Origin of the sequence: Pedobacter sp. Hv1 (assembly GCF_001412215.1) — a bacterium.
Lineage (GTDB): Bacteria > Bacteroidota > Bacteroidia > Sphingobacteriales > Sphingobacteriaceae > Pedobacter.
The window spans coordinates 345,459-358,948 of the sequence record NZ_LLWP01000005.1; the positions used below are offsets into that span (position 1 = coordinate 345,459).

Below are 13,490 nucleotides of genomic sequence, written 5' to 3' on the forward strand. Positions count from 1 at the left end.
CATTATCGAATCAAAAAATGCACCGCCTAAGCAATGCATTTAATCAAAATATTTAAAGTAACGTTATTTGACTTGGTTGTAATCGATTACAATTCCATTTGCCAATAATCCATTTTTACCTTTACTAAGTTTACTACCAGCAACCGTTTCTACAATCAAAACCGATCCATTTTTAGGAATGGCAATATTTCTCTTTTCTGTTACATTTTTGGCTATAAATTTTTGAGCGATGGCATCGTATAGGTCAACTGGTTTTTTGCCTTTAATTTTATAATTAATTACTTTATTTTCTTGGTAAGGGTTATAGATTAAATAAGTTGGATAGGCTTTGTTTTTGTAAAAGTCTGTGGCCAATACATCTAGTTTTAAAATCCCTTCTACATTTGTTTTTGCCACAATACTTCCAAAAATACCTACATGCCCACTACCATATACACTAAACTGGCTAACTGCCGGATTTTTACCAGGCACCCATTTTGGCCCATCGCCTTGTGCTACTGGGGCTTTCAGGTTTTTATATAAGGTATCAAATGTTGAGCTTTTTGCAATGCCCTCGTAAGCAATTACCCCTTTGGTTATTGCTGCAAATTCTGGAATGGTTTGGTGTTCTTTTGGCATATACTGTGGGTAAAACAACCTCGATGCATTGACTGCATTTAACATCCATTTGCCAATGGCATTGGCGTAGGCGGGTTGATATTTTACAAGTGGTACCATTGGCCAAGCCATGTCAAAAGTATTCATCAAAAATCCGTAACCTTCGTGGTCTACCGTACTGCCAACAATTCCAGAAATATCATAACCATTCCATTTGCCAGTTAATACCCCCCAACCTTCTCTACACACTGCAGTACCATCAAATGTCCAACCTAGCAATTTGTGTACATCAAAATTAGTTCCTTGTTCTACATTCATTCTTGCAGCTAGGTAAGCTCCAAAAGGCATCAACAATTCGTATGTTGGATTGATGGGATTACTCTCTAAGGCATTCATTGCACTAATTGCACCTTTGAGGTAGCGTTTGTCGCCAAATTTTTGGTAAGCTGCATATAAAACCCAAGCATGGCCAGCAGCCACATCTTGTTGTAGGCAGATTTGGTTTTTCATGGGTTTCATCTGCCCATAATCAAAATAAGAATAATTGTAATTTCCGTTTAAGATCGAATCTGCCTTATAGAATTTCTCGGCTATACTTTTGGCAATCCAATCAAAGTCTTTTTGCTTTGGATATTTTTCGTAAATGGCATAAAACAATACATTCGGATACACATCATACCACCAATCTCTACCATAACCACCCCCCAGCAAAGCTACTTCGGGTGCGGTATTGTTCATCATAATATCCCATTTGGTATCTCTGTTAAAGTAGTTCTTCAACATGCCCGTAAAGTTCATTCCATTTTGGTTACTCTTGTCAATCCCTACCAAACTTGCGCCTAATATTGCCCCCATATTGGCCAATGCTTCGTGAAACATTCCTTTGTGGTGTTGCAAGCCTTGTCTCACATCGCCCACAGCAGTATACATGCCCATAGCAGGCTGCTTAAAGTTATTGTTGTTGTTTTCCATCCACACCATTGGCCAATATTGGCCCTTGGCTTTAAAATCGTAAATGGTTCTATCAAAGTTTTTGCTCATTTGCTGCCAATCAATAATCTGCAGTGGCTGTGGCAAATCGGCCATTTCATCAACTCTACTTAGGCTAATTTGTTTAACCTGCGCTTGTACAGTAGCAAAAGCTAGGGCTAAAAAAAAGAAAAGGAAGGTGCTCAATCTATGTTTCATATGCTAATCTGTAAGTGGTAAACCAACTATAGGTTCTTCGTTATTTAAAATGGGTGCCTCGTCTATATTTTCTATTTTTCCTTGTTTGATAATGTCTTTAGCCACCCAATAAGAAGCCAATTGTAAAATGGCCACAATAATAATGGCATACCGTAAAGCTATTTCTACAGAGAAACAATAAGCCAACACCAAAAAAGTACCCGCACCTGTTAAGCGGCCAATATACAAACCTGCTTCGTGATTTAAGATATAAGCAAACTCGCTTCGTTTTTCTTTTTTGGTTAAAATATCAATTACACTAAATTGAATAGGAAAATAAGCTAGGTCTAATAAAGGCTTGGCCAATAAAAGGAACAGCATAAACAAGATTACACCAGTACTGTTATACAGCACACCATTAATTATAGCAGCAATGGCAAAAAGACCTAAACCTATACCAAACACATATAACCTGTGTTTTGGTGAAGTATTGCGGCCGATAATGTACATTACAACTGCAGCAATAATGGCTCCTACAGATTGCGCTGTACCCAAAGCACCTTCTTTACCCACCAATAGCATAATGAGCATAGCGGGAGCAGTAACCAAAAACCCTTGAACCAGTCCTTTTAAAGTTGCTAATCTTAACAATTTGTACCAATAAGGATCGAATTTAAAATAGACAAATTTCTTTGCTGTGGGGTTGGTAAAATTTCCTCTGAAACACATGATAGAGGCTAGAATTGTAATGACGATTACCAAACCAGTTACCACTTTATAGGCCATATTTACATCGCCAGTTTTGGAAGATAGCTCAATGAACCATCCTATTAAAAAGGGAATAACTACGGCAATAATGGTATAGAAAAAGGTTTCCAAGCCATAATAATAATTTCTATTTTCATCATTGGTAATGGCTAAGGCCAAGAAATCGCGATTGGCCCAATAAAAACCAAAAGACATGCCCATAATTAGTCCTGCAATTCCAATGCCTGTGGTATCTAAAGTGGTTAATGACATCATGATCATCATCGAAACACCACTTAACATCATGCCCAGAGAATACAAGGTTTTAATAGAAAATGTGCGCAACAGATAACCATTGATAAAAAAGGTAATGGGTATACCTGTATAAATGGTCAATTGATAAACTACCACTTTTACCGGATCGTTTGAGCTGCGCATTACATACGCTGCTACGAAAATATCTATAACAGGCAGTACAATGCTATAAATTAGATTGGTTAGTGTTAATACCCTAAAGTTGTACGACTGACTTTTGAAATGGGCAATTTCTTTTTGAAGTTTATGTAGCATGATTGTATTTTAAATGAGCTAAAATATCCTGAATTGAAAATTTGGCGGCACATACAAATTCGTCTGCTGCACCATAATAGATTGTAAGTTCATCGTTGTTAACGAGATGGCCATTTGTAAAAACTACATGTCCAAAAAAACCACTCAACTCGTAGTCTGCTTCTGGCTGCATAATCGGCTCATCGGTTTGTGCAATTACTTTTGATGGATCGTTCAAATCCATTAGAAAAGCACCCAAACAATACTGATGGTTGGCATTTGCACCATGGTAGATTTCTAACCAGCCTTCTGCTGTTTTAATGGGTGCAGCACCTGCACCTACGCGTTTGCTGTCCCAATTGTTTTTACGGGTTTTGATCAAACATTTATGATTGCCCCAATGGATTCCATCTGGCGATTCGGCCAACCAAATGTAATTACCACCCAGATCAACACTACTCGGACGATGCAAGGCGTAATATTTACCATTGATCCGCTCTTCAAATATGGCGCAATCTTTATTGTGTGGTGGAATGATCATTCCTTGTTTTTCAAATGTCTGCCAATCTTTTGTGGTACGCATACCTACTCCAACACCATGCCCCGATACAGCGGTAAAGGTTAAATGATAGGTATCTTCAATTAAAACTACCCTGCAATCTTCAATGCCAAATGCTTCATCTTCTCCTTCACCTTGTAACAAGGGATACCCTTCTGGCTGATAGAAATGAATACCATCATCACTACAAACTAGCCGTAAATGCGAAAGTGTGGTAAGGTAATCGGCACCTTTGTAATTAATTACCCTTGGATCTGTAGCAATGAGATCTGGATCATTCTCTTGGATCTCAATAATTTCAATCCCTCCGGCTTTGAGTACTGGAAAAGAAATGATGCCTGGTTTTTGTTGTGGACGTTCAGCAACCCTAATCAATAACCAAGTTTTATTTTGGAAAGTAAATACCCCCGGATTTAATAGACAAGCTATTTCTAAACCCGCTCTACTGGGTTTGAGATCTTTAGGGCTTAATAGGGGGTTCTGAACAAAACGTTTTGCGATAACTGCAGTCATATTTTTAGCATAAAATTGCACGGCCCAAAAAAATGCGGCTCAATTTATAAATGAAAAAGAGGGGCCGAACCTTCAAATTCGGCCCTCAAAAGATTTAATATCCTGGATTTTGTTTTAAGGTTCCGGCAGAAGCATCTATTTCGCCTTGCGGTAGTGGATATAGGTTGTGCTTGTCTTGGAAATTTTTACCTTTTGCAGTTAAAACCGCTTTGGCAATACCCCATCTTTTCAAATCCAACATTCTTTGCGATTCAAAACCCAACTCTACCCTTCTTTCGGCAATGAGCCAGTTTTTCACTGTTGCTTTATCGGTAGAAGCAGGTCTATCTGGTAAGGTACCAGCAGGTACTGGTGCACCAGTAGCGGTTGCCGAAGTTCTAGCTCTTGCCCTAATCTGGTTAATGATGGTAATGGCTTCTGGATAAGTTCCTTTTTCGATATAGGCTTCGGCTTTCCATAACAGCACATCGGCAAATCTGATATAGATTTTGTTATTTGCTGCGTCGTCATTGCCTTTGTTTGCACCATTTAAACTGCCCAATAGTTTATTTAGGTTTTGGTTTCCTACATCAACTGTTAACAATTTTCTTGGATCATTTGCTTCAAAAGCATTTAGAAAATCTGTACTCGGCGCAAAAAATCCCCAGCCCAATGGTGCACAAATTCCATTTCCATTTCTGGGGTTGGTATTGCTTTGATGGTCGTAGGCAAAAATAACTTCATTATCTGTAAACTCTGAATTAAAACTATCGAAGTAATTGGCGTTTAAGCTATAAAAGTTCAAGTTCTGCAATTCGCTAACCAAGGTAATTACATCGTCCCATTTTTCTGTATACAAAGCGGCCTTAGCTTGTAATGCAATTACTGCACCTTTAGAAACTCTCCATTTTTCTGTAGCAGAGCTAAATTTTGAGTTTGGCAACAAGGTTTTTGCAGTAGCAAGATCAGCTTTGATTTTATCGAAAACAACTGTTTTACTTGCTCTAACTGCAACCTCAAAAGCTTCTTGATAGGTTTTTACTGGCTTTAAAATTAAAGGCACATCGCCAAAATTTGTCACCAATGAAAAGTAATAGTAAGACCTTAAGAAATAAGCTTCTCCCAACAATTGGTTCTTTCTTGCTGGAGTAATTCCAGTAATGGCTTCTATATCTGATTTGGTTAACAACTCAATTGCAATATTTAGTCTTTTAATACCTTCATAATCGTACTTCCACAAACCGTTTGGACCACCATTGGTTGAGGTATAAGTGAAATTGTTAACATCATCCATCCATGGTTGATCGCCATCAGGACTCCATTTCTTCTCGGCATCATCTGAAGCTATATCTTGCAGCACCAGGTCATTTTGAAATACCAAGCCACCTCCCCAATCCCACTGGGCCAAAATATTAAGGCGGTTAGACAGCAATTGATAAGAAGAGTTGACAGAGTTTTCAACGGTACTCAAGTTTGGGGTACTGTTTACTTGTTCGAGGGTGGTTAAACCAACAGCCTCTGTGGTCAATTGTTTTTCGCAACCAGCCAATGCAAAAAACACGAGCATTAGTGCCATTATTGATAATTTTTTCATAATGTTATTTTATTAATGGTTGTTTATAAAGTAAGTTTTAAGCCAACAATAAATGCTTTTGATTGAGGATAGGTTCCTTTATCAATTAACGAAGTCGACTCTGGATCTAATCCTGTGTAGTCTGTAATGGTAAATAGGTTTTGTGCTGAAGCATATAAGCGTACATTTTTAAAGCCAATTTTTTGAACTTTAAAAGTGTATCCCAACTCAATGTTTTTCAATCTTACGTATGATGCATCTTCCACAAATACGCTAGAAACATTTCCGCCACCATTGTTATTAAATGTTACCCTTGGTAAAGTATTGCTGGTGCCTTCGCCATGCCAGCTGTTCAATACAGAAGTCATTGAATTGAATGGGCGGCTATCAAAATTGATGATCTGTTTCAAATCGTTATATCTGTCTACGCCTTGCACACCTTGTATCAAGAAAGAGAAATCGAAGTTTTTATAAGATGATGAAAAAGCAAAACCATACGTAAGTTTTGGTACTGGATTACCAATAAATGTTCTATCGTCTGCATTAATTTGTCCATCTCCATTTAAGTCTTTAAACCTGATATCGCCAGGTAAAGTACCATTAGGATTGGCAAATAAATGACTGCTTACTTCTGCTGCATTTTGGTAAATACCATCGAACACTAGGCCAAAGTAAGAGCTAATTGGTTGCCCAACTTCTGTTTTGGTATGTGTATTATCGTCAGAAATATTTCTTACAAACTCTTGTAGTTTATTTACCCTATTGGTTAGCGTAGCTACGTTTGCGTTGATGTTATATTTAAATTGATGATCGTTGTTTTGAAGGTTTAAAGCAAATTCAAAACCCTTATTACTTACCTGTCCGGCATTTACAAATGTTCTTTCAATTACACCCACTGCTACAGCTGGTAAACCAACCGTTAACAAAATATCATCTGTTTTTTTCACAAAATATTCTGCAGAGAAAGAGAGTTTGTTCTTTAAAATACCCATATCGATCCCAAAATTGGTTTGGGTAACGGTTTCCCATTTGATATCTGGATTACCATATCTTACAATATTGACTACACCACCGCTCTCAGACACTAGGGTTTCGTAAGCATTGTTCGGTATCTCTTGGTTACCTGCCTGCCCCCAACTTGCCCTTAACCTCAGGTTACTTAACCAAGTTACATCTTTCATAAAGTTCTCGTTAGAGATTAACCAACCTCCAGATACTGAAGGAAAATATCCCCATTTATTATTAGGGCCAAAACGTGAAGAAGCATCTGCTCTTAAGGTACCTGTTACAAAATATTTACCACTAAAATCATATGTTCCATTGGCAAAGAAAGAGACCAAGTTAAAACTGCTCGCCGAACCAGAGTTGTACAGGTTAGCCGTATTTCCGTAATCTAAATATTGAAAAGCAGGCGTTGAATTGTTAAAATTCTGTCTGCTACCACCTATCGCTGCCGATTTGCTAGAAATCGTTTCTGTACCTAACAAGAGGTTTACATTGTGTTTTTGGTTAAAGGTTTTAAGGTAATTTAAGGTATTGCTAAACGTGAAAGACATTACCTGACCTCTGTTTTCGTCGAGGTTATTGGGCTTGTTGTTTCTACCCTTGCCCGGATAAAGTTCGTCTGGGTTATTGTCATTATCGTCTCCAAAGTTTTGTGCAAAGTTTTTATTGTGAGAGAAACTAATATCTACCCCAACATTGGATCTAAATTTCAGTGAATTATCTTCTAAAAAAGAATATTCTCCGTATAGGTTTCCAAACGTTTGGAAGGTATTTCTTTTGTCGTTGGTAAAATGTACAATGGCAATTGGATTAGAACTGTATTCGAAGTTTTTGTCCCAACCGTTGTTATTACCAGTATAAAATGGAAGATCGGTATAAGGATTACTTGCAGAATAAGTTGGATCATTTACATTTTTAAACACTCCTAAAACTGGTGGTCTTAACAATGCATGGCGGATTACTCCGGGTACATCTCCACTCGAAGAAAGTTTGTCTTGTTTGGCATAACTCAATTGCAGATTTGTACCTACTTTAAAACGCTCGGTTACATTGGCGTTTACATTGGCTCTGAAGTTGAAACGCTCATAACCATCGTGGTTTTCTACCACAATACCATCTTGTTTGTAATAACCTGTAGAGATGAGGTATTGCACATCTTTAGAGCCCCCACTTGTAGAAAGTTGCAGATTTTTAGAATGGCCAGTTTCAAATAATTCGTTTAACCAATCGGTATTGGCCAAATCTGTTCTGCTTCTAGCGGCTTGGTATGGACTAATTGCTGTAGCTGCATTACCTAAAGTATTGTGCCATGCCATATCTTTTACGGTAAGATATTGATCTGTGTTCAGCATCTTAGGTAAATTGGTAGCTTGATGAAAACCTGCGAAATATTCAATGTTGATATTGGCCTTACCTACTTGACCACTATTGGTGGTAATTACCACTACACCACTTGCCGCTCTAGAACCATAAATGGCTCCGGCTGCTGCATCTTTTAAAACCGTCATCGATTTCACGTCAGATTGGTTGAGGAAAGAAATGTCTCTGGTTGGCACTCCATCTATTACATACAATACATCATTATTGCCCAATGTGCCTTCGCCCCTGATTCTTAGTTTAATGCCATCGCCAGGAGCACCAGTATTTGCAGCTACAAATACACCTGCTACCTGCCCTTGTAAAGCTTGTGCAACATCTACTATTCTGGTTTTCGATAAATCGTTCATGTTTACAGTGGCTACTGAGCCCGTAATCGAGTTTTTCCTTTGCGAGGTATAACCTGTTATTACGACTTCATTGAGTGCCTGCGAACTCGATTTGAGCGAAACGTCTATATTGGCACCTGTATAGTTTACAGTTACAGTAGTAAAACCTATGTAACTAAAAGTTAGACTTTGTGCGCCACTTTGTAGGGTTAAATTATAAATCCCATTGGCGTCTGTGGTGGCTTTATTGGAGGTGCCGGTTTGAGTGACTACAACACCTGGCAAAGGCAGATTGGTTTCGTCTGTAACCTTACCAGTTAGTTTTGTTTGCGCATAACTAGAAAGGCCAGTTATTACAAGAAGCAACAAAACCAACGCTGCATAAATACGTTTGTTTTTTTTCATCTGATTTATATTTGATTAAGACAAATATAGAGGGGCATGCCTGCTGCAGTGGTACACTATAATAACATTTTAGTTCACTATTGTTGCAAAACAGCCTCAAATAAGCCTTTTTTTTGATTCTTATCTATTTGTAGCGGTGGTACCTGTATGTTGTTTTAAGCGGTAATCATTTGGCGCCAAATGGTAAATCTTTTTAAACTCCCTAAAGAAATAAGACTTGTTGTTAAAACCTGTGAGGTAAAAAATTTCGGACACGGTGAGCTTTGAATTTTGAAGCAGCACCGCAGCATGTTTTAAACGAATGCGTTTGATAAACTCCGAAGGGGTCATTCCGGCAATAGCCTTGAGCTTACGGTACAATTGCATTTTGCTAATGGATAAGGCATTCTCCAATTTGGCAGCATCGAGATCGGGTTCAGATAAATTCTCTTCTACCGCTTTGACCAGCGCATTTAGAAATTCCTTATCGCCCTGTTCCAAATCAGCATCAATAAATTGGTTATTGATATTTCCATCTTTGATCAGGTTGTTCATCCGGTTACGGTAATCTAACAATTTTCTTACCCTTACCTGCAAATAGCTAATATGAAATGGCTTAGGAATGTAAGCATCAGCACCCGTTTCGTAACCTTCGGTTTTATGTTCTTCTCCATCTCTTGCACTGAGCATGATAAAAGGAATATGACTTGTTGCAGGAGCTGTTTTAACGTAGGTACAAAATTCAAGACCATCCATATCTGGCATCATTACATCGCTAATGATGAGATCTGGTGTGTTATTTTTTAGGAAATTGATAGCGGTTAGGCCATTTTCTGCCTCGTATACATTGTATTGATCTTTTAAAATGTTTTTCAACAAGAAACGAAGGGCCACATCATCTTCAACAATCAAAATACTGTATTCTGCTTTGTCTTGCAAATCGTCTATTAAGGTATGCTTATTGCTCTCCTCAATATTTTCTATCACAAAATTCTGGTAGGGTTTTAAAATGGATTCGAACAGATAAGAAGGTGCAGAAGCGACCACTTCGTCTTTTTGATGATCAATTTTTGTATTCAGTTCAAATTTAACGGTAAAATAGATCCAATCTTCTTTCAAATCAACCTGAATAGTTCCCTCTAAAACCTCGATCAATCCTTTGGTAAAAGCAAGACCAATACCAGTGCTAAATTTTTCGAATTTGTTCTTCCCTTCAATGTGAAATTCGGTAAAGATATTTTCTAGATCAGCCTCTTTTAAAGTACAACCAGAATTAGCCACTATGGTTTCTAGTAGCTGAGAATTGGCATCATAGTTTACCGTAAAAATGATATCTGCTCCTGCCCCTGTATGCTTAAAGGCATTGGACAGTAGATTGAATAGGATTTTTTCATACTTGTCTTTATCGATAAAACCAGTAATATCTTGCTGAATGTGTCTAACAAATTGCTGTTCGTTTCGCTCTGCTGCTGGAACAAACAACTGGGTTAAACTGTTGAGCATTTTAGTGATATCGAGGTAATCATCATTTCTTTTGAGGTAACCTGCCTCTGCTTTTCTAAATTCTAAAAGTTGCTGCACCAAATAGGTTAACCTTGCAGTATGCTGATGCATCAAAGAAAGAAAATAACTTTTGTCCATTGGTTTTTGCAGGATATGCTGTTGTTGCATAAAATGTTCAACGGAACCTAAGATTAATGTTAATGGGGTTTGTATCTCATGGGCGATATTGGTAAAAAAGTTAATCCTTTGTCGGTGTGCTTCTTCATCCTTTTGCCTAAAAAGCGATTCACGCTCTAGCTTAAAACTCATTTCTAATTTGTTTTTTCTATACCGGTGAAAGGCATAACCAGAAATAACCAGTAGGATAAAATAGACAAAGTAGGCAGGGTAGGTTAACCAGAAATATTGTTTGACATGTAATGACAAGGCCACCACATCTTTGGTCCACACCCCTTCGCCATTGCTCCAACGTACTAAAAGTTCATAATTACCGGGCGGGATATTGTAATAGGCAATTTTGCCATCGGTGCCTGTATAACGCCAAGTCTGGTCTAATCCTTTTAGTTTATACGCAAATTCATTTTTAGAAGCATTAAAATAGTTGACAGCATTGAGCGCAAACTGAAAGAAATTGCTCTTCCTTTCTAACTCAAAATTAGAGAAGGAATGTTGTTTGGCATTAATGATCAAGTATTGGTTATTTTCGAACTCTTTGCCTCCGAGTTGCAGCTCTGAAATTAACAAGTTGGGTTGCCTAGTATTCTCTGTAATATCTTTAGGCATAAAATAATTGAACCCATAAATACCCCCGAAAAGAAGGTAATTATTGGCCGCCTTAAAAACTGCGCCATCACTAAATTCATTGCTCTGCAAACCATCACTTTCTTGATAATTGGCAATGCTGTTGTTGCTTGGGTTTACTTTGGCCAATCCTTTATTGGTACTTAGCCAAATGTTGCCATTGCCGTCTTCTTGTATGGCATGGATGGTATTGTTGGGCAAACCTCCTTTATCCATGGTAATTTTACCAAAAGTGGGTTTAGCTTTTAAAGATTCTGTGTACGATAAGTAGTTCAGCCCATAACTTGTTCCAATCCATAGGCAATTTTTACTATCGTAGAACAAAGACAATACATCACTGTGTGATAAACTTCCCTTATATCCGAAGGCCTTAAATGTTTTAAAAGTTTGGCTTTTTACATCGAATACACTTAAACCTCCATACCTACAGGCAATCCATAAACGCTTATCCTTGCCTTTTGCCAAAGCATAGATAATATCGTTGGCAGGTCCATTTTTCTCTATTGCCGACGAATAATATTGTTTGAAATTTTTAACGGTTAAAGACTGGTCTGCATTTCGGCTGAGTTTGAAATGGATGAGACCATAACCACTGGTACCCAACCATATTGCACTATCTGGGTCTTGGATAATGGCGTAAACAGATTTAAAATCTGGCAGTTGAGCTGTTCCTTTGATCGCTTTCCAATTGATTGTTTTTTTGCTTTTTTGGTCGTATACAGAGATACCTTTGCCATCTGTACCGATATAAGTTAATCCATCAATACCATTTTTAATGGCAAAAACCGAGTTGTTTTCCAACCCCGTGTTCATGTCAATTTTTTGGGGTTTCGCTGTTGCAGCACTCGTTTGCCAAAAATTATTAAAGATTAAAACCCCACTACCTTTTGTACCTACCCATAAATTGCCTTGATTTTCTGCAAAAGCCCGAATAGGTTTATCAATAGCAGTTCCACCTATCTTGGTGAGCAATCCAAAATAATTGTCTTTTGGATACACCTGGATTAAACCATTGCCATCTGTACCTACCCACAACACCCGATCTTTACTTACATTTAAAGTGGTTACTTTAGCATTGGCCAGTCTATTAATTTCGGCACTTAAAAAAGAGGTGGCTTGAAATGCGCTATCAAAAACATTTACACCCTGATTTTCCCAAGCAATGATATAATAAGATTGATAATAAGCTATAGATCTGATCTTTCTTTTACCTAGATCAAGTTGACGTACTTTTAAATCGACACCGATTTGATATTGGTCTTCGTTGTTTAAGCTCAATACCACTTGACGATTGACCACAAAGAAATTGCCAATCCCACTAGCCAAGTTAAACGTCTTGATTGTTTTTAGGCCATTTTTTGTTGGTTCAGCTACACATAAACTCTCATTTTTTGTGAGATACCACAACTGATTGTTCAAGAACTGCATTTTCAGAATGGCATGCGCTCCTGTAAATTTCTGATAGTTCACAAATTTATCCAGCGTAGGGTCGTACTTGCTCAATTGCCCATCTGCTGCAGAACAAAATACATCACCTTGTGCATTGATGGCTAATTTGTATTCGTTTTCGGTAACTTTTGTGGTGGTTGTATTCTGATAGAAATAGCGATAAAATTTGCCTGTTATTTTGTGGTATCTCGAAATGCCGCCAATGGTATTGATCCAGATATTACCGTGCTGGTCTTCACTAATGGCTTGGATCACATTGCTGCCAATGCTATTTTCTACCTTATCAATGTTGTGGTTATACACGCTAAAACGTGCCCCATCGTACCTGTTTAATCCATCCCATGTTCCAATCCAAAGCAACTCATCTTTATCTTGCAGAATGGCATTAATGGCACTGTTAGACAAGCCGTTTCTATTGTCTAACTGCCTATAATAAAATGATATGCCTGGTTTTTGGTCATCGGCATACAAAGGTATTGAATAAGCTAAACAACAGATTAAAGATAAAAAGACTAACGCTTTTTTCATTGGTGTTAATACTTAGGTCTATGAGGGCTGATCATTAGAAGGAGATTCTAAATCTATCAATAAATATTGATTAATGCATGCACAACATTTAACCTAACTCATAATTTACAAAATACTGAGGGCTCAAATTTTAGGCATAAAAAAAGCGACTACCTTTTAAGAGTAGTCGCTTTTAAAACTTAATTGAATATCAAATTAGAGCGAATTGATCCATTTCACCAATTCTTCTCTTCCTTTTCCTGTTTTCTGCTGTAGTTTACCTAACAGCTCATCATCTTTTCCCTCTTCGTGTTTAAGGTCATCATCAGTTAGATCGGCATATGCCTGTTTAACTTTACCCTTAATCTCGTTCCATTTTCCTTGCCATTCTAACTTGTCCATAATTTCAATATTTAATGTTTAAAATAGGTTTTATAGGTTTACAACAACA

Annotated in this window: 7 protein-coding genes; all 7 read right to left on the reverse strand. The window is 37.7% G+C overall.

The features are described 5' to 3' along the window. Positions 1–63: 63 nt before the first annotated feature. Positions 64–1,785 carry a hypothetical protein gene (locus AQF98_RS13070; protein ID WP_082435049.1) on the reverse strand — a complete coding sequence of 574 codons (1,722 nt, stop codon included), beginning with the start codon at positions 1,783–1,785 and terminating at the stop codon, positions 64–66. A gap of 3 nt (positions 1,786–1,788) precedes the next feature. After that, positions 1,789–3,081, reverse strand: coding sequence for an MFS transporter (locus tag AQF98_RS13075; protein ID WP_055132396.1), 1,293 nt, complete (start codon positions 3,079–3,081; stop codon positions 1,789–1,791). Next, entirely contained in the window at positions 3,071–4,132 is a 1,062-nt protein-coding gene (locus AQF98_RS13080) for a glycoside hydrolase family 130 protein (protein ID WP_055132397.1), read from the reverse strand. Before AQF98_RS13080 ends, AQF98_RS13075 begins: the two co-directional genes overlap by 11 nt. Positions 4,133–4,226: 94 nt before the next feature. Continuing rightward, the gene (locus AQF98_RS13085) at positions 4,227–5,705 is read right to left on the reverse strand and encodes a RagB/SusD family nutrient uptake outer membrane protein (protein ID WP_055132398.1); all 1,479 of its coding nucleotides are present in this window, start codon (positions 5,703–5,705) and stop codon (positions 4,227–4,229) included. 23 nt (positions 5,706–5,728) lie between these two features. After that, the gene (locus tag AQF98_RS13090) at positions 5,729–8,800 is read right to left on the reverse strand and encodes a TonB-dependent receptor (protein WP_055132399.1); all 3,072 of its coding nucleotides are present in this window, start codon (positions 8,798–8,800) and stop codon (positions 5,729–5,731) included. A gap of 120 nt (positions 8,801–8,920) precedes the next feature. Beyond that, positions 8,921–13,060 (reverse strand): hybrid sensor histidine kinase/response regulator transcription factor, encoded by a 4,140-nt coding sequence (locus tag AQF98_RS13095; RefSeq protein ID WP_055132400.1) that lies wholly within the window; start codon positions 13,058–13,060, stop codon positions 8,921–8,923. Positions 13,061–13,255: 195 nt separating this feature from the next. Then, positions 13,256–13,441: a CsbD family protein gene (locus AQF98_RS13100; protein WP_055132401.1), complete on the reverse strand. Its 186-nt coding sequence runs from the start codon at positions 13,439–13,441 to the stop codon at positions 13,256–13,258. Positions 13,442–13,490: the final 49 nt, after the last annotated feature.